Origin of the sequence: Brucella cytisi (assembly GCF_038433355.1) — a bacterium.
GTDB lineage: Bacteria > Pseudomonadota > Alphaproteobacteria > Rhizobiales > Rhizobiaceae > Brucella > Brucella cytisi.
The window spans coordinates 21,436-40,849 of sequence record NZ_JBCAUP010000005.1 but is presented as its reverse complement, the minus strand read 5'-3'; the positions used below and the strand labels follow the sequence as shown (position 1 = coordinate 40,849).

The following is a 19,414-nucleotide window of genomic DNA, read 5'->3' as shown; positions in this document are numbered from 1 at the left end:
ACAACGCAGTAAATCAGGAGGTAACCGGAGTTGAGACATGCGCCGCACAATCCAGACAAACAAATCCGGGCGAGATTTAGCGACACCTTCTGGCCAGAAAGTTTCCAGCCAAATATCAATGAAAAATCGTGTATAAAATGCCAGCGGCGGTTTCCAGTCTGGGGCGCAATACTTCTCCTTTCAGTGTCAGTTGTCGGATGCGGACATCCAACCGGGGTGATGAACCCGATCGCATCGGAGAACACACAGTCAAATTCTAGGTCAGTAGATATGCTGGTCGTTACAACACGCCAGCCATCTGGTGATCCAAACACGTTGTTTAACGGAGAGCGTGCTCCTAAAGCTCATCTCACGGACATCGCCGTCTCTATTCCCAAGCAAAGAGAGCCTGGCTCTGTACAATGGCCACGTAAACTCCCACCTGACCCACTGACCGATTTCGCCGTTACACGCGCGAGGTCTGTTGCTACAGTCAGCGATGGAAAACAATGGATAAAAAGTCACATCTCGAACGGTAAGGCGCTTGTATTTGTGCATGGATTCAACAACCGCTACGAGGATTCAGTCTTCCGCTTCGCTCAAATAGTCCATGATAGTCAAATGGACGCGACACCGGTTCTATTCACCTGGCCATCCCGAGCAAAACTGACTGCATACGAATACGATCGGGAAAGCACAAATTACTCCCGTACAGCACTGGAACAGACCATCCAGACACTGGTAAAGGACCAGAACGTCAAAGATATAACAGTACTTGCTCATTCCATGGGAACCTGGCTAGCAATGGAATCCCTTCGTCAGATAGGTATACGAGGCGGTCATGTGAGCCCAAAAGTTCGGAATGTCATTCTCGCGTCGCCTGATATTGATGTTCAGGTGTTTGCCAAACAATTCGCCGAGATGGGGAAACCGCGACCCAAGTTCACAATTTTCGTATCACAGGATGATCGCGCCCTGGCCGCCTCCCGACTGTTAACCGGTGGGGTTCAACGAGCCGGTGCAATCGACCCTACTCAGGAACCGTATCGTTCCCAACTCGAAACAGCTGGCATAACAGCAATAGATCTGACGAAAGTTGATACCGGCGACCGCCTCAATCACGGAAAGTTTGCAGAAAGTCCGGAAATCGTCCAACTTATCGGCCAACGCCTTATCGCCGGTCAAACGCTCACAGACACTCGCATCTCACTAGGTGAGGGTGTTGTGGCTGTCGTTGGTGGAACAGTTCGTACTGTTGGCAATGTCGCCGGCACAGCTGTTGCCGCACCATTAACGATCACCGAACGTCATGACCAGAAACCTGGCAGTACCAATATCTCCGAGACATTCAGCCATGGCGGCAACACTCCGTTGCTTAACTAAACGACCGGTGTGAGAACCCGTATCTGATTTAATTGAGAATAAGAGATAACAAACAGTTCGGGTGGAATTACGTCCATTTGACTTGCTTTACTGCGACCGATTGCCTGGTATTTTAGTGTCAGCAACAGACGATACAGAATGGCGACATACTGCAACTTCCATTCGAAAACGAAACCCAACTACACGTAGTATAATATATTTCTACATTAATTAATGTATAATAATAGTTAATATTAATTTATTACAACAACACAAATTTTTTATGAAGAACACTTTTCTATATCGATTTTGGCACAAACTGCATAGAACTGCGCGCGATAAACCGCCAGAATACTTACTGCGATTTCTAGACATATCGAAGTTTGCGTTCGTCCAAATTTTGATCGAACAGCTGATAGCTGGTGAACTTCTGTGCAGAAAAGAGGGGGAACATGCGCCATCGTACTCGAAGTCAATAGTTTAACGAGAATGATGTGACGGTAATTTGACATACGGTCAATTCCACCGGGGTTCTGTTATGGCTGACAAAAGTAGTATGACTGCGGTCGGGGAGGTAACGGCTGCAGAAGCGAAACTGGCGCTGACCGAATTGCTGACTGATCAGCGATTTCACGCGACTGATCGAGCCAAGGCAATTTTGTCTTATCTTGGTGATCAATATTTTTCCAACGGTCGCGACAGTGTCAAAGCCTATGCCATTGCTGTCGACGTGCTGGGCAGGCCTGAAAGTTTTGATCCCGGCACCGATCCGATCGCGCGAATTGAGATGAGCCGGTTACGTTCTGCTCTTGTCCAGTATTTCGAAGCCTTTGGCCAGGAAAAGCCAATCGAGATCATTCTACCAAAGGGAAAGTATGCACTTTGCTTCCTCTATCGCCCGAGCAAGGCGCCTGCGAAAAGAAAAGAAAATGCGCTCCCTGCCGGATCCACAGATTCCAGGATACAGCGTTCTGGTCGCATCAGAAACTGGTGGCTACTTGCAAGCATCGTATTTTTGGCCTTCGTAACTGCAATACTAATCGCGCTTGTTCTTATCAAATCGCCCGGCAACACCGTCAAACCTATTGCAATTATCGAGTTTGGTACTGATGACGACGCCCTGCTGATCGAAGCGGCAACTGTAAGAGACGCTCTATTTGCTGCCCTAGGGAATTTTCATACCCTGTCCCTGCGTTCCAATAGCGATACATACTTCTCTAAAGATGACGATATCAGAAAGTTCGTCATAGGGATAAAGTATCGGGCTGATAATCAAATGCGGGAATTATGGTGGCAAGTACGGGATGAGCTGCAGAACGAAGTTCTTGGTTCTGGTGTTGTCCGGACCGACGGCACAAGAATGACGCGGACCAGGATTGCCGAAAATCTCGCATCGTCGCTCGCTCCTACGCTGGCAGCTTCCAACGGTGTTGTAAACGTCCAGCTTGTAAGAGAAGGGTCTGACCATTCGTCTTTGGGTAATACGTGCGTCCTGAAAGCCGAGCTTTACCTGGCAAGTTTCAGGCCAGTCGCTAAAATTCAGAAGTGCCTCGAAGAAACGATCGCCCAGAACCCGGAAAATAGTGACGCACTGGCTGCTCTTTCTCGCGTTCTATCTCGCTCTGCAGAAACTGTATCGAATTCAGAAGTACTGGCCAGAAGTAAGTCTCTCGCGGAGCGTGCTGTTTTGCTTTCTCCCCGGTCCGATAGAGCATACTTTGCGCTAATGGATGCATATTTTCGATCAGCAGAAACTGAACTCGCCGTCGAGGTGGGTAAACGCGCACTTACATATAACCCCAACAACCTTCAACTTCGGGACACACTGGCACTCGCGCTTTACGCCAACAGTCGTTGGGACGAAGCCTTGAACCTGGTCGCCCTCAAGTCTGGAGAAAACATTACAGATGAACATCGTCGTTTGCTGATGCTTGAAGCATTCCGCCACCGGGACTGGGATTCGGCCTTGAAACAAGCAGAACAACTTCCATCTGAAAGTGAACATAAAGAAATCTATCGCATAGCAGCACTTGCGGGAAGCCGACCAGAGATATTGGACATATCACAGGAAATGCAAGCGCAACTAATTGAAGCGATGAAATGGGACCAGGTGCCTCAGTCCATCCAGGAAATAATTCTGAGCAATTTCCCTGATGTGAAATCTATCGGTCGCTGAAAACACTGCGCCTGGATCAGCAATTTTTCCTGCGCGAGAGACAATACTCGGTAACTTCCAACTCAATCTCCCTGCAGACCTTTTCATACTCGGCAAAAAGAGAACTGTCTTCCTTGTCTGAAAGCCTCAGTTTATCCAACACCTCGCTTGCAATCTGGTAAGCCTCTGCAAGACTCAGAAGAGGCTCACCTTCAGAACGCTTTATATCGTCGCGAACAGATGGAAGCTTCAACATCAGCTTGATCATGCCTCGTTTTGATGTCCCGTTTGGCTGAGAAGAATTTCGATCCTCTTCGTAGATACCCATTCCCTTTCCTCCTCCCAAGCCAAAAACGACAGTGAACTGATCCATCGTGCAGCGAAAATTCACAAATGAACTTTAACGTATTACTTTTTGATATTAATCAGTTGTAGAGCCCTTCTTCCGAAAAGCCTTTCGCGATCCCGCAACACGAAATAACATATGCCATATTGTCCGCTGAATTATGCTTTCATATGATTTTTGTGACGCCAATACAAAATGGAATGTATGGAACCCGCCTCATTTTTCCTGCTTATTTTACTACTATGGTTTGCCAAATTCTTTCGTTTAGACGAGTATTCGACCAGATAATGATACTGGTGACTAGTTGAGGAAGTGGAGTGCTCGCCCCACTTCCTCGTAGATATTACTGCGGAGACAACCTTTCGAGTTCATTCAAGCGCTCCAGCGCAGCCCGTTGACGAAGCAGTCCATAATTGATGCCGCTTGCGTTCAGGGTGCTGCCTTCCTGATAAGGGAATTTATCGAAATCCGTGAAGAAATCCTTGATCTTTCCCTGTATTGGTACCAGCAACCACATGTTTCGACCGAGAAACTCGATTGCGCCTCCTCCGTCTTCCATTGCCCTTTCATAAGGGTCCATCCGAAGGTTGGTAATCAATGCCCAATTGGGCACTTCTCGAGTAGCCGTTGCGATATTGCCGTGGCTCATCGTTGCAAAACTGAGTTTCCAATCGTTCCACCGAATGGCATTTAGGTTTCCGCCTTGATCAAAGTAGTACATGGCATCTCTGGGAGTCGTATCACTTTCACCTTTCAACAATGAGGTAAGATCATACCCGTCCAGATGAACTTTGAATTCCTTTGACCCGGATTTAAAGCCGCTTTTCATCTGCTCTTTGAGATCCGGAATACCAGCAGCGGCGGCGAACGTCGGCATCCAATCCATGAGAGTCACGATGTCGTTTACCTCGGTCCCAGGCTTCACAACACCTGGCCAGCGAACCATCATTGGGATTCGGAAGCCACCCTCCCAGGTCGTGCCTTTTTCCCCTCGGAACATCGTTTGTGCTCCGTCCGGCCACAGAGCCAGTTCCGCTCCGTTGTCCGTCGTGTAGAGCACTATCGTGTCCTCGGTTATTCCCAGTTCATCCAGTTGATCCAGCAACTGACCAACATGTCCGTCATGTTCCAGCATCCCGTCCGCATGGATACCCTTGCCAGTTTTGCCGACAGAATCCTGCTTCAAATGGGTAAAGACGTGCATACGCGTTGAATTGAACCAACAAAAGAAAGGCTTATCCGCTTTATGCTGACGATCTATAAAATCCTTGGCCGCAGCAAGGAACTCTTCATCAACGGTTTCCATACGTTTGGTATTCAGTGCACCGGTATCTTCAATCTTACCATCTGCGCTGGACTTGATGACACCACGCGGTCCGTACTGTTTCCTGAAATCCGGGTCCTTCGGATAAAAGTACCCTTCGGGTTCTTCTTCCGCATTCAAGTGGTAAAGATTGCCAAAAAACTCATCGAAGCCATGGTTTGTAGGCAGATGCTGGTCCTGATCGCCAAGATGGTTCTTGCCAAACTGACCCGTCGCATAACCCTGCGCTTTCATCACATCGGCTATTGTCGGCATCCAATCCTGGATTCCATGTGGATCCCCTGGCATACCAATGGTAAGCAGACCCGTCCGGAATGGCTCCTGACCAAGAATGAAGGAAGCCCGGCCCGCAGTACAACTTTGCTGCCCATAAGAATCCGTAAAGATTGCGCCTTCTTTTGCTATGCGGTCGATGTTTGGAGTCCGATACCCCATAAGTCCCATTGTATAGGCACTGATCTGTGGGATACCAATATCATCGCCAAAGATAACGAGTATGTTTGGCTTTTTACCTGAGGCAGCGGATTGATTGCCGCCCGATGTCTGAGCTTGAGCCAACGTCGGATGTGTTGTAGCCGCTACTGTCAATGCTGTCACTGCAAGTGAACTGCCTCCCAGCAGAATATCGCGGCGACTTACAGATGCCGTATTGCTTTCCGACTTATCCGAACTGGACTTTTTCATTGTCAGTCTCCCTTTCGTTAGAACTGTGCCTGTAGCACTAAAGGTTTCATCATTCCCTGTGATGGCTGTCCGCCAGTGAGTACTCACAGTCTGCCACGGTCGCAAACACGTGTTACTTCTTTGGCGAGAAAACCTCTGTCCAATCTTGCTTCATGTCCACGACCGTCCAACCTCGCTCTTTTGCTTCAACCAGAGCCTTATCCAGCTTTCCGAATGCAGACTTGCGGTCATAGGCAAACTCCCGCTCCACATCGGTATGATGTACAATCAGTCCAAAGCCTGGTGTCTTTGCAGTAGCCCATCTCAGCATTTCATAATCGCCGTCGGAGTTTCCGGCGACAAAGACCGGACGACGACCGATGAACTTATTGATACCGACTGGCTTTCCGTCACCATCGTCGATGAAGTCGATTTTCGGTAACCGGGTCAGGACAGGTGTTCCATCGATGACTTCGTACTTGGTCGCAATTGAGCTGCCCACGACCTGTTCGGGAGGAATTCCGTAAAGTGATTGCGTCACCGGGCGCATGAACTCAACCCCACCACCAGAGACAATAAACGTCTTGAAACCGTTCGCTCGCAGGAACTCAAGTAATTCGCGCATCGGAAGATAGGTCATTTCCGTATAGAGTTTTCCTGTCTTCGGATGCCGCGCAGTGGCAAACCAGTTTGTGACGAGGCTGTTAAAATCGTCAGTCGTCATGCCTGCGTGGGTGGCCATGACCAGCTCAATGAGTCCTTTCTCACCACTGGCCGCCAAACCCTGAACGTCGTTGTTAAGGACACTTTTGAAGGGTTCCTTTTCCTTCCAGTCTGGGTTTTCTTCGGCGAGCGCCTTAACCCGATCGAGCGCAAACCCCAGTTGAATGTAGAATGGTTGTTCCGACCACAGGGTTCCGTCGTTATCAAAAACGGCGACGCGTTCGTCTGGCTGCACATAGTTCTTGTTGCCCTCAGTCACAGTCGAAGTAATAAACTCAACAATAGCGGACTTGGTCGCTCCGTCCCTCCAGGAAGGTAGCGGATCCTGCGCCAGCACGGGCTGAGAAAGACAAATCACCAGCAAGGCCAGGGTCAAAAAACCAGTGCGAAACTGCTTTACTAAGGTACTTGCACTCGTCATTTGACTCTCCTGTTGAGTGGTTCTCTTCTGATGCAGCGAAAACCTACATGGCTCATAGAACTATCTTCAGGTTGAGCGTGGCGCGCTGCAGGGCGGTAACGGCGGCAATAGTTTGGCGCGCAAAGATGCGATCCGCCCTTTACTACTCTCCGCGGTATCCTGATCTGCGGAAGTTGCGGATCATAACTGCCGGAAAGGTCGCCACCGCGTGGATTCGCCGGAATACAACACGATTTTTCGGCGCGCTGGGGATGATTTGTAGACCAGTAATCACTTGTCCATTCCCAGACATTTCCGATCATATCGTAAAGCCCGTATCCATTGGGTGGAAAAGAACGCACAGGTGAAGTCCGCTCCTGCCCTTTTGGTTTGGTTGACTGAACAGGAAAGATACCTTGCCAGGTGTTTGCCATAAGTTTGCCGTTGGGGATAAGTTCGGCTCCCCAGGCATATTCGCAGTCCTGTGTTCCACCGCGCGCAGCATACTCCCACTCTGCTTCGGTAGGGAGATCCAAACCAGCCCAGTCCGCGTAGGCTTTGGCATCTGACCAGGCAATGTGTACCACTGGGTGATCAAGTTTACCTCTGATGTCGCTCAGGCCTCCCAAAGGCCTTCGCCAGTAAGCACCGTGCTTGTATTTCCACCACTGACGTATATCCTGACCATCCAGAACTTTTGGCTGATGGAATACCAACGAACCAGCACGTAGATTTTCCGATTTTGCCCCAGGATAATCAGCCGCGTTCGGAACAATTTCGGCAACCGTCACATGCCCCGTCTCCTTGACGAATTCCGCAAACTGTCTGTTAGTCACGGGGGTAATGTCGATCCAGAAGCCGTCCACCTTGACCGGATGCGCTGGAGCTTCCTCTGGATAATGGTGATCAGACCCCATCACAAAGGCTCCACCCTCGATCCAAACCATTCCAGCGATAGCAGTTTCACGGGTCATTTCTTCAAGACATTCTGCCATTGTCGCCTCCTGCTATCGATATCACAATATCTCTTCCGATGGCTGGAAATGTAAGTACGTTACGGTAAAACATGAGACGTAACGCCTCGTTACATCAGTGCGCCCACTGGCAAGGGTTTTGGAATATCCATATTATACAATGAATTATGCATCAGGACGATGGCAGGGACGGCCTACTCCCAATAAGCACTGCATTCAGATGCGACAGTATCCTCAAAGCCCCTGCGTTTGGCATCGTACACTGCTCAAAAAATACCATTGGCAGATAGCCCACATCCCGGTCGATGAGTAAGGTACGATTGCAACACCGCTATATTGACGATCACGACATTCGGCAGGTGAGAACGATGCCGTTTTCACATCCCATCGCACTGAGTTAGTTCGCCTGCTTCTGGAATACTGTGTACGCAGCCAAACTGCGTCGCGCTACAATCAGGTCCCATCATAACCTGTCTGAACGAATTTTTTCGCTCCTGCAATGCAATACAAGTCAGAGCCTTCTAGCGAGGTTCTCCGGTAAAAAACCAGTTATAGTAAGGATTTTCACCGGCATATCGCATGACGAAAGCCCCATTCTTCTGCCATGCTTCCTGGTTGTTACTGTATGAGGCAAGGCCTGCCTGATAGAATGCATAAAGATATTGACGTTCTCGTTGCACCCGGGCAAGCGCGAGCGGCGGCAGATTTACAATCTCAGGCTCTCTGGCATGTTGCATAATGCTGACGAGCGTCATCGCGAAGGTATTGGGCCGTACCCATGTACTAAACTCTATAGACGGGTAATTGTCGGTCACAGATTGCACGTCACCCGCAAATGCCAATAATCCACTTCTGTCGGTTACCCACGTGGCAAGCATCGCATCCACAGATTGGATACCAACATCCTGAAGTGCTTTCTTGACCGTAGGTTGTTCGAACCGAGTTGTCATTCTGCCATAATCCAGGGGCATGGGTCGCAAGGATCCGATCATCATCATCTCATGAAGTTCAGTCGTCCAGAGGTGCGTGAACGGGAACACTTCGGTGAAACTTTTTACAAGGGCACGGGTGTCCTCGATATTCTGCGTAGGCAATGGCAGCCACTGCGCAACCATGCCACCACCAGTCAATCTTTTCGCGGCAAAATTATAGAAATCAGTCGAATAAAGATTGGCGACACCAGCAGCCGACGGCGGCGGCGGCTCAAGTGTAATGAGATCATATTTGCGGTCATTTGCGATAAGCTCTCTGCGGCCATCGCGCAAACGCAGGTCAATTCGCGGATCGTCGGGCGCTCCGTAATTACCTTTGAAGGTGCGGCTGGCACGGACGACGCCTGGAAGCAATTCCGCAACAACGCGCTTTTCCAGATTATCAAACGCAAGGGTTGCACCTGCAGTAATGCCGGTGCCAAGACCTATTATCAGTACTGATCTTGGATCGCTGTCAGCAATTATCAAAGGTAATAATGCCTGCAGCCGCATGTAGCGTTCTGACGCCATTGAATCACCCGTATTGGATACCCCCTGGATGTAAAGCCTCCTGAACCTATTATTATTTCCCTGTTCAACAACCGCAACGGTTGCGCCTAATCCTTCCTCGTAGAAAATCAGACCGCCCTTTTGCGCACCTGGCAGAAGCTGAGCGAACCTATCTGTAGGAACGCACACCAAAAGCAAACCGGCAATCACGACCAGTAGGCTGGAGGCTAACATACTTCGTTGTGACCATCTTTCAGAACGCAGCAACATAATCGTTGCAAGCAGCGATGCTGTGAAGCCAAGAATACCAATTGCATGGACAAATCCAAATCGGGGCACAAGTACAAAACCGGTGAAAACAGAACCCACTATGCCACCGAGCGTATTCCAGCCTCCAACGAGCCCAACCGCCCGACCAACAGGCACGGTTTTCCCAACAATCATCACAACCACAGGGAACGCGGCCCCGAGAAGTAGTGTAGGAGCAAACACTATTGTGAACGCTGCAACTGCAAAGCGCGCAGACATTCCTGCAAGGCGGTTGTCGGTAGTAACGAGAACCCAGTATTCAGCGAACGACTGAGCCGTTATCATCCAGCGCCCGAGTAGCGCCACCTCTACTACGGCGATAATACCTGCAGTTCCGATCAGTAAACCAAGAACGCTCCAGGGCCTTCTTATCCGCTCAATAAAAGGCGAGATCGCAGCCGAACCCAGTGCCAACCCTGCAAGATAAGTGGCCAGAACTACCGAGAATGCAAAAGCACGGGTGCTCATGAACTGAACAATAGACTGTGTCCAGACGACTTCATATCCGAGAGCCACTCCGCCAGCGATTCCATATAAGATGATTGCCTGACGTGCTTCGTCTGAAAGGAATCCCGCATGAGTGTCATGTCCTTGAGCGCTTTTGTTGTTCGCCGATCGCAACATAAAGGCAATCAATGCGACCGCAAAACTGCCGGAAGCGGCTATACTGGCAGTACCTGCGAGCCCAAACGACGGTATCAGTATAAAAGTAGTGGCAAGTGTCCCGACAATCGCGCCGAAGGTATTCGCCGCATACAGTTTTCCGGCGGCTGCCGCGGGAAGGCCGATTTCCCTTATGGAGCACAGCATCGCGGGAAGTGTTCCGCCCATGAAAACTGCGGGAAGGGCAATAGTGAACAAGAGCAGAAACCATGCCAACGATGAGCTGAAGCTCTCAAGCCTCACAAAAGGTAAAGCAAGATGAGGAAGACAAATCGTGACAAACAACCCTGATGTCGCCACCATGACTTCCAGTACACCGTAAAGCAAGAAGGGCGTTTGCAAACGATCGGCAAGACGACCGAAGATAAAACCGCCTAGCGCCAATCCCCCCATGAATGCGGATATACCTGCGCTTACCGCGTAAACATCCACTCCGATAATTGTTGACAACTGTCGGATCCATACAACCTGAAATATTAATGACGAGCACCCTGAAACAAGTAGAAGAACTGCAGCAAGCCAGAAGCGCGCCACATGACCCACAATTGTCGCATTCTTAAAAAACATGCTTTGCGCCATAGTCACCACCGGTTGGTCGGGCACGAAGGGAGGCCGCCTGCAGACGGCCTCCCCCTGGACTTATTGGGCGGGGGGTGCACCCAGAGCTTTGTCCAATATAGCGTCAATCTGCTTATGGACGGATTCCTCGACCTGATCGATCGAGAAGCTAGCCGGCCGCTGGCTCGGCGGATACTCTATAAAAGTTTCAAGGAACGTGGCGGCCTTCATCGTTGCCTGAGCGAACAGGTACGCATTCTTGGTCCTCCAGTCGTTGTATTGATCGGAAACAATGTCTGCCCTCTCAAACGGATCCATACGCAGATTAAAGATCTTGGGTACGCGCAGGCAAGTAAACGGATCCTGCCAGACATCAAATCCACCCGGTTTGCGCATTTCGCAGAAGACCGCTTTCCAATCGCCAAATCTCAGGCCGACCAGCTTGGCATCATCATTGAAATAGTAAAACTCCTTACGATTGCCCTTAGGCTGCTCGCCAAGCAGATAAGGCAACTGATTGTATCCGTCGAGATGAACCTTGAAGGTTTTCCCTCCGAGGTCCGTACCCTTTAAGAGGCGCTCCTTAATGTCAGTGTCGCCAGCCGCCGCGAGTAATGTGGGAAACCAGTCGAGGCCGGAAAAAATTTCATTTGAGGTAGTGTTGGGTTTAATCTTGCCTGGCCAGCGAATTATGGCTGGTACACGGAACGCACCTTCCCAGTTAGAATCTTTTTCGCTGCGGAACGGCGTTGTTGCCGCATCTGGCCACGAGAACTGGTTGGGTCCATTGTCCGTGGCGTAGACGACGATTGTATTGTCGGCAATTTTCAGTTCATCCAACAGGTCCAGAAGCTTTCCGACATCATTGTCGTGTTCGATCATGCCGTCGGCATAGTCGTTACCGGGCATGCCACTCTGTCCCTGGAATTCAGGTCGTATATGGGTGAAGAGATGCATGCGCGTAGTATTCATCCAGGTAAAGAACGGCTTCTTTGCTTCCGCCTGTTTCTTTATATAATCCATCGCTGCTGCGGTGGTTTCATCATCTATGGTTTCCATACGCTTTGTGGTAAGTGCTCCCGTATCCTCAACCTGACCGTCAGCAGAAGCTTTGAGAACGCCACGTGGCGCGTAGCTTTTCAGAAATTCTGGATCATCTTTTGGCCAATAAGGACGTTCTGGTTCTTCTTCAGCGTTAAGATGATAAAGATTTCCGAAAAATTCATCGAAGCCATGAGCGGTTGGAAGGAAGCGGTCCTGGTCGCCCAGATGGTTCTTGCCAAACTGCCCTGTGGCATAACCAAGCGCTTTCAACGCCTGAGCGATGGTCACGTCCCGGTCCTGAATACCTACCGGAGCTCCGGGCACTCCGACCTTGGACATCCCGGTTCGCAACACGGTTTGTCCGGTGATGAAAGTAGACCGGCCCGCAGTACAACTGTTTTCCGCATAATAGTCTGTAAATCGTAAGCCTTCTTTGGCAATACGGTCGATATTGGGTGTACGATAGCCCATCACGCCATCGGAGTAGGCGCTGATATTCGTTTGACCAATATCATCCCCAAAGATGACAAGTATGTTTGGCTTGTCTCCTGGAGGCGGTGTTGATGTATTTTGGGCCACCGCAGACGTGCTCAGCAGCGTCAGCGCAATGGCTGTAAGCTTTCCAGTCAGGCTCATTGCCAGTCTCCCGATGTTTAATTGTCTGCCTGCATAATCACACTGCATAATCACAGAAGGCGCACACACCTGCGTGAGTGGCCGAAGCTTACATTCGGCAGAAAATAACAGAAGTACGTTACGGTAACTGCGATGGTATGCTTTGGCGTCGTCGAAGCGATCAGTATATTTGGAATAAACCGGCCCTTTGGCCTTCAAACAACGTTCAACGCAATGGAAACGGTCGCCTGAACGGAACTGTTGTGATTATCCTCATGATCCTTTTTCTATACGGTCGAGCGCGGCGTGCTCCAATCAACACCCGTCGCACACGTTTCACGTAAGCCATATCCACTATTGGGCTTGCCGCTTCACTTGAATATGAACTTGATACTAGATAGCTCGGATTTTAGCGAAATTTACCGTTACGTACTTCCTAACGCCTGGCTCCCATCGCAACATACTTACAAGGCCGCCAGACCCAGACCGTAGCCATAGTGATGCAAATTGTGACGCGGCTCAGACGAGACAGGCAGGAGGCCGATTTGCCAGCACGTGACGATATTCTCAATCTAGGTAAGCAAATTCAGCAATCTGTTGTCGGTCAGCAATCAATGGTCGAACGTTTGTTGCTTGGCCTACTGTCAAATGGCCATCTCCTGGTCGAAGGTCTGCCGGGTCTCGCCAAGACGAGAGCGATCAAGAGCCTGGCTAAAAATCTGCAAGCAGAACTGTCCCGCATTCAGTTCACGCCTGATCTTCTGCCCGCAGACATAACCGGTTCCGAGGTTTATTTTTCAGCCTCAGGTAAAGGTGAATTCAAGTTTCAACAGGGCCCTATATTCGCCAATCTCATTCTGGCAGACGAAATAAACCGCGCTCCGGCAAAAGTCCAGTCGGCGCTTCTTGAAGCCATGGAAGAACGTCAGGTGACCGTTGGTGGCAAAAGTTATCCTCTGCCTCAGCTTTTCATGGTGATGGCTACGCAGAATCCGATCGAGCAGGAAGGTACCTATCCATTACCCGAAGCCCAGCTCGATCGATTTTTAATGCATGTGGAAGTCGGCTATCCGGACGAACAGTCGGAAGTAGATATCATGCACCTGAACCGTCGGGAAGAAAAAGAAGCCGAAGAAAAACATCCCACGAAACATAAACCTATTCAACGGCTTGCCCCTCAATCCGTGTTCGATGCTCGTGCGGAAATTGGAACCGTCAAGGTAAGTGATCCCGTTGAAAAATATATTGTCGCTCTAGTTATAGCGACGCGTTATCCTGAACGTTACGATAAAGAACTGGCAAAACTTCTTCAGGTTGGCGTTAGTCCTCGCGGCGTAATAGGACTTGACCGTGTAGCACGCTCCTATGCGTGGCTTAACGGCAGGGACTATGTAACACCTGATGATGTGAAGGCCGTAGTCAACGATGTATTTCGACACCGTATGATACTCTCATATGATGCCCACGCCTCCAACACCACCGCTGACGAAATCATTAATCGTATCACGAAACTGGTTGGCGTATCATGAAATCAGTTGCTGACAGCCAGGGTATATATGTAACCACGCAACAGCTTGTCGCCCTTGAGGGGCAAGCCCGGAACCTTACATTTGTACAGAAAAAGCGTAGTCATCAGTTGCTGGCTGGCCGGCTGCAATCCATGATGCGGGGTCGAGGCCTTAGTTTCGAAGAGTTACGCGAATATCTGCCAGGTGACGATGTACGGACAATTGACTGGAGGGTGACGGCCAGAACGGGTCGCCCCGTCGTCCGGGTGTATTCTGAAGAGAAAGAGCGCCCTGCACTCCTGGTCATTGACCAGAGAATTAACATGTTCTTCGGCAGCCGTCGTTCAATGAAGTCAGTAGCAGCCGCGGAAGCGGCAGTCCTGGTCGCCTGGCGAATTCTGGGTTCCGGAGACCGCGTCGGAGGCGTCGTCTTCACCGATACACAAGTCAGTGAAGTAAAGCCACATCGAAGCCGCAACGCCGTTATTGCGTTGGCGAACAAAATCGCGGATGCGAACGGCAGGCTCAGGGCAGACTACGACCAGAAGCCAAACTCTGCCGCATTGGATTCTGCCCTAAGCCAAGCTGCAAAAATAGCGCATCATGATTTTCTTATAATAATTGTCAGTGATTTTGACGGCCACAACGACACGACAAAGCAGATTCTCATGCAGCTCGCCACACGAAATGATGTGGTGTGCCTGCTCGTATATGACCCGTTTATGCTGGATTTACCGAGCGTCGGCGATATTGTAGTCAGCAGTGGGCAGCTTCAGGCTGAATTGGCTCTCGGTCGACAGGATATACGAAAATCAATTGACAGCTTTGCCCGCGAGAGGGCTCGAGAGCTGCTAGCATGGCAACGCGAACTTGGTTTGCCAATGCTACCCATATCTGCAGCGGAAGAAACTACTCCACAATTACGCAACCTCCTAGAACAATCGGCATGGCGTCAGCGGAGGCGGTAGTGGAACAGCAGGCGAAGCTCGATCAAATAACCGAAATTGCATTGCGCTCGCTTGGCGATATAGCAACACCTGACCCTGTCTCCTGGATACCCCGGACATGGGGATGGGGATTGCTCGCCTCAATACTGTTCGTACTCGTTCTGGTCTATTTTATGATCTGGTACAAGCGGTGGCGAAGGAACGCTTATCGACGTGAAGCTCTACAAGAGCTGAACGCGATAAAAATTCAGTTCCAGAATCACGATCAACGATACCTTGCAGCCACCGCTTTGGCTGAGCTCGTAAAGCGGGTCGCCATAGCGTCTTGGTCAAGACGCAGTGCAGCAGCACTTTCGGGTGGAGACTGGGTAAAATTTCTCGCTGCCCACGATGGAACAGATATTAGCGGCTCACTTTCCCGGTTTTTGAACGATCTGGAGTACCAAGCCAAACCTGAACCTGTTTTTGACGATTTCAATGTAATCGTCAATTACACAAGCAAGTGGATAGAGAGACATAATGTATGAGCTCGACTTTCCTCTAGCTCTACTGCTACTCCCATTGCCATTTCTGATATGGTGGCTAATTCCACCTTATCACGAAACGTCTGTTTCGATCCGATTGCCATTCTTCACGCAGGTTACCGACGCTGTTGGTATTGAACCCAATCAAGGGTCGGTCATTCGGCGAAGAACCACCCCGCATTTACTCGTGGATTTCCTTTGCTGGTGCCTGATTGTGGTCGCACTTGCGCGTCCTCAGTTTGTCGAGCCTCCCCTGACAAAAACCGAACCGCAGCGTGATATCCTGTTGGCACTGGACCTGTCCCAATCAATGGATACACGAGATTTTGCGGATTCGGACGGGAATCTTGAAGCTCGCGTGAATGCAGTGAAGTCGGTGGTGGCAGATTTTGTAACCAGGCGTCCCACAGATCGGCTTGGTATAGTTGCGTTTGGGGATGCTCCCTATCCGCTGGCACCGTTTACGATGGATCACGAGCTTGTTCAAACAATCATTCAAGGATTGCTACCTGGTATAGCCGGCCCACGTACAGCGTTAGGTGACACCCTGGGACTTGCAATTCGCATGTTCGAGAAAACAGATGTACCCGACAAAGTCCTGATACTTCTGACTGATGGAAACGATACAGCAAGCAAAATGCCCCCGCTAAAGGCTGCCGAAATTGCGAAAAGTAAAAAGATAGTGGTCCATACAATTGGTATTGGTAATCCCGATGCTACAGGAGAGGAAAAGCTGGATACAGATACCCTCCAGAAAATTGCAAGCACGACAGGCGGCAATTATTACTTTGGCGGAGATCAGGAGCAGCTTCAAAAAATCTATGACGAACTGGACGGTATTACGCCTCAGGAACAGAAGCAGTTGACCTGGCGCCCCAGGAAGGAATTGTTTGTTTGGCCCCTCGGCACCGCAATCATCCTTATCACCAGCTGGTATCTTGGGGTTAGTACTTTCAGCTTCTTGCGTCGGAGATACTCGCATGATGTCTGACTTTCACTTCCTTCGACCTTTGTGGCTTATTGCGCTTGGCGTCCCACCACTTGTCATCTGGCTCGCCCTGCATTCCAGCGACTTCACTGATCGCTGGAAGCGGGTGGTCGCACCGCATCTGCTTAAAAACCTGTTGATCGAGCCTAGTCAGAAAAAACGTAATCTCCCTGTCTTTCTATTGTCAGGAGCACTCGCGCTGGCGACAATCGGCGCTGCCGGGCCTACATGGATGCGAGAACCTCCACCATTCGTGACCGACACAGCATCGCTGGTACTTGTCGTCGATCTTTCGACAACAATGGACGCGACTGATATTTCGCCCAGTCGTATTGAACGCGTAAAGTTGAAGATCCATGATATACTTGCCACGCGGGAAGGCGCGCGTACCGCGGTAGTCGCTTACTCGGGGACCTCTCACCTGGTCGTACCTCTGACGGATGATGTCGATCTAATCCAGACCTACACTGACGCCCTTTCCACCCGTATCATGCCAAAGCCGGGAAAAGACACGTCAGCTGCGCTGAAAATGGCCGACGAACTTCTGGTTCGGGACGAGGTACCAGGCACTATCGTTTTGCTTACTGACGGTATTGAACCTGCAGCGATCAATGCAGCAAAAAACATTCAGAGCTCATTGATAGTTCTCGGTGTAGGCACCCGAAAAGGTGGTGTCATCAGGACCCCCGACGGAGGTTTCGCCAACGACCTGAGCGGAGGACATCTCAATACTAAGCTCGATGTCGATGCTCTCAAGGATTTTGCCACACAAACGCAAAGCGACGTAGCCACCATTACGGAAGATGATGCAGATGTAAAGTGGGTTGCTGAGAATATCCATACGAACTTTTCCCGTCAAACATCCAATCAAGGAGACAGGTGGCACGACGTAGGTTGGTGGTTCCTCATACCATGCGCAACATTACTCGGATTGTTGTTTCGAAAGGGCTGGATCGTCAAGTTATCGGTGTTTCTGATTACACTGCAGATATTCCCTGCCCCACCGGCATCTGCCAATGGATTTGCTGACATGTGGCTCACTCACGATCAACAGGGGCGTATTGCCTATGACCGCAAAGCCTATACTGAAGCAGCCAGCCTCTTTGATGACCCGATGTGGCGTGGTATCGCATTCTATCGTGCAGATAACTACCAACAGGCGCTCGAGGCGTTTGCCGCGGTCGACAGCCCGGAGAGCTGGTACAACCAGGGTAACACATTGCTGCATTTGGCTGATTTCAGTGGTGCAGTCGACGCTTACAATAAGGCTCTCAAGGGTCGCCCGAATTGGCCGGATGCAATCGCGAACCTGGCAATCGCTCAAAAGCTTCTCAAACGACAACAGGATGAGGAAGAAGAACAGCAGCAAGATCCTAATCAGAAGCCCGATAGTATTGAATTCGATGACAAGGGGAAAAAAGGCAAGGCTGGCGAGGTGGAAGTAGCCGAACAAACCTCAGAGATGTGGATGAACAATATCAAGGTCAGTCCGGCTGACTTACTTGCCAGGAAGTTTTCTCTGGAAGCAGCAAGGGCATCGCAATGACCAGATCCGCAATCGCTTTTTTTCTCATGCTTGTTTCAGCCACAACGGCATTCGGTGCAGAGCCCTTCGCGCGCGCCAGCATACATCCCGCCAAACGTATCGTCCCAGGACAGCAGGTCCTTGTTGATATTGAAATATTCGTTCCGGAGTTCTTCACGTCTCCACCACAGTTTCCCTCTCTGGAGCTTGAAAATGCGGTGGTCTCACTTTCCAAGGAACGTTCTGAAAACATTATGGAAACTGTCAACGATGTGAGATTCACAGGCATTCGGAAATCTCTTGCCGTGGTACCGGAAACAGCGGGTGCGTTTACCCTGCCGCCATTCAGAGTTACATTTGGTCAGTCCGTGAACGGAACAGCAACCAAGAGTTCGGTAGAAGTCCCTTCTGTTTCATTTAATGTCGAAAATGCCGGGGTGAGCGAAACACCTGCGGTTATGTTTGCAGCTCGAAACGTAACCTTGCAACAGTCATTCGACCGGGATAGCAAATCACTCCGGGTCGGTGATGCACTGGTGCGAACGATCACGGTAACAGCCGAGAATACGCAGGCTATGATGATCCCGCCGCTGAACGTCGGCACTGTTCCTGACCTCAAGCATTACGAGAAGACTCCCCTTATTGATGATAATGTATCTCTGGGGCGACAGTCTGCGAGCCGAAGAACCGAAGTTCATGTTTACACAGCGAACCGGGAGGGCTCGTACGAGCTTCCAGCAATCAAGTTTGTCTGGTTCGATGTTTCTTCGGCAACCAGCAGATCATCTGACCTCGCACCCGTTCAGATAACCGTATCTGCAGCCGACACCTCTGCCGGGGGAATAGCGCCGCAGCTATCGAAACCAGCTCCCGAACCCTTCATTCAACGACAGAAAGCTGCGCTGGTCGTTGTTTCCTGCCTCGTTCTTGCGGGCATAGTTTGGTTATTTAGCTTAAGTATCCCAAAGCTTCGACACACTTTGAACGTGTTAAGAAAAAAGCATCAATCAACCTATCAGTACAGGTTGAAACTTCTAAGACGCCGGATCAGTTCCGGCACAGATGAAGAAATCTACTCCGGTTTATACGAGTGGAGCGATTTCCTTGGCTATCCCAACCTAAGCGCGTGGGCAAAGGATGGATCAGATAGATTGCGCACAGAAGTGGGTAATCTTTCACAATCCCTGTTTGGAACACCGGCGATGCAATTTGATCGAAAGGCGCTGCTTGCAAACATTGAAATTCATCATCATGAGAAGAGCAGGCCCTCGGCATTGCCACCACTCAACCCGTTCGCGTCGGGATAAAGTTGAATAATGACCATCG

Annotated in this window: 14 protein-coding genes; 8 read left to right on the top strand and 6 right to left on the bottom strand. The window is 50.2% G+C overall.

Annotated elements, in window-relative coordinates; all coding sequences use genetic code 11:
• Window positions 1-168 precede the first annotated feature (168 nt).
• Window positions 169-1,362, top strand: a complete 1,194-nt coding sequence (locus AAE521_RS06540) for an alpha/beta hydrolase (RefSeq protein WP_235817622.1) — start codon at window positions 169-171, stop codon at window positions 1,360-1,362.
• 517 nt (window positions 1,363-1,879) lie between these two features.
• A complete protein-coding gene (locus tag AAE521_RS06535; protein ID WP_342060782.1) occupies window positions 1,880-3,517 on the top strand; it encodes a tetratricopeptide repeat protein in 1,638 nt (545 codons plus the stop codon).
• A 16-nt stretch (window positions 3,518-3,533) separates the two neighbouring features.
• On the opposite strand, the gene AAE521_RS06530 is transcribed toward AAE521_RS06535, so the two are convergent.
• From AAE521_RS06530 to AAE521_RS06505, 6 genes are all read right to left on the bottom strand, one after another.
• Window positions 3,534-3,824: a hypothetical protein gene (locus AAE521_RS06530; protein ID WP_071631716.1), complete on the bottom strand. Its 291-nt coding sequence runs from the start codon at window positions 3,822-3,824 to the stop codon at window positions 3,534-3,536.
• A gap of 361 nt (window positions 3,825-4,185) precedes the next feature.
• Window positions 4,186-5,850, bottom strand: a complete 1,665-nt coding sequence (locus AAE521_RS06525; protein WP_342060781.1) for an arylsulfatase — start codon at window positions 5,848-5,850, stop codon at window positions 4,186-4,188.
• 112 nt (window positions 5,851-5,962) lie between these two features.
• Window positions 5,963-6,973: an HAD family hydrolase gene (locus AAE521_RS06520; RefSeq protein WP_342060780.1), complete on the bottom strand. Its 1,011-nt coding sequence runs from the start codon at window positions 6,971-6,973 to the stop codon at window positions 5,963-5,965.
• Window positions 6,970-7,947, bottom strand: a complete 978-nt coding sequence (locus AAE521_RS06515) for a formylglycine-generating enzyme family protein (protein WP_342060779.1) — start codon at window positions 7,945-7,947, stop codon at window positions 6,970-6,972. The genes AAE521_RS06520 and AAE521_RS06515 overlap by 4 nt, the downstream gene beginning before the upstream one ends.
• A gap of 500 nt (window positions 7,948-8,447) precedes the next feature.
• On the bottom strand, window positions 8,448-10,982 hold the full coding sequence (locus AAE521_RS06510; protein ID WP_342060778.1) for a fused MFS/spermidine synthase: 2,535 nt from the start codon (window positions 10,980-10,982) through the stop codon (window positions 8,448-8,450).
• A 36-nt stretch (window positions 10,983-11,018) separates the two neighbouring features.
• Window positions 11,019-12,617, bottom strand: a complete 1,599-nt coding sequence (locus AAE521_RS06505; RefSeq protein ID WP_374865025.1) for an arylsulfatase — start codon at window positions 12,615-12,617, stop codon at window positions 11,019-11,021.
• Between the two features lie 524 nt (window positions 12,618-13,141).
• Here AAE521_RS06505 and AAE521_RS06500 point away from each other — a divergent pair.
• The 6 genes from AAE521_RS06500 to AAE521_RS06475 are packed head-to-tail and all read left to right on the top strand — an operon-like array spanning window position 13,142 to window position 19,395.
• On the top strand, window positions 13,142-14,125 hold the full coding sequence (locus AAE521_RS06500) for an AAA family ATPase (RefSeq protein WP_342060777.1): 984 nt from the start codon (window positions 13,142-13,144) through the stop codon (window positions 14,123-14,125).
• Window positions 14,122-15,072, top strand: coding sequence for a DUF58 domain-containing protein (locus AAE521_RS06495; RefSeq protein WP_071631685.1), 951 nt, complete (start codon window positions 14,122-14,124; stop codon window positions 15,070-15,072). The genes AAE521_RS06500 and AAE521_RS06495 overlap by 4 nt, the downstream gene beginning before the upstream one ends.
• The gene (locus AAE521_RS06490) at window positions 15,072-15,578 is read left to right on the top strand and encodes a DUF4381 domain-containing protein (protein WP_071631686.1); all 507 of its coding nucleotides are present in this window, start codon (window positions 15,072-15,074) and stop codon (window positions 15,576-15,578) included. Before AAE521_RS06495 ends, AAE521_RS06490 begins: the two co-directional genes overlap by 1 nt.
• Window positions 15,571-16,566 (top strand): vWA domain-containing protein, encoded by a 996-nt coding sequence (locus AAE521_RS06485; RefSeq protein WP_342060776.1) that lies wholly within the window; start codon window positions 15,571-15,573, stop codon window positions 16,564-16,566. The genes AAE521_RS06490 and AAE521_RS06485 overlap by 8 nt, the downstream gene beginning before the upstream one ends.
• The gene (locus AAE521_RS06480) at window positions 16,556-18,109 is read left to right on the top strand and encodes a VWA domain-containing protein (protein WP_342060775.1); all 1,554 of its coding nucleotides are present in this window, start codon (window positions 16,556-16,558) and stop codon (window positions 18,107-18,109) included. Before AAE521_RS06485 ends, AAE521_RS06480 begins: the two co-directional genes overlap by 11 nt.
• Entirely contained in the window at window positions 18,106-19,395 is a 1,290-nt protein-coding gene (locus AAE521_RS06475; protein ID WP_342060774.1) for a hypothetical protein, read from the top strand. Before AAE521_RS06480 ends, AAE521_RS06475 begins: the two co-directional genes overlap by 4 nt.
• The last annotated feature ends 19 nt before the right edge of the window (window positions 19,396-19,414 follow it).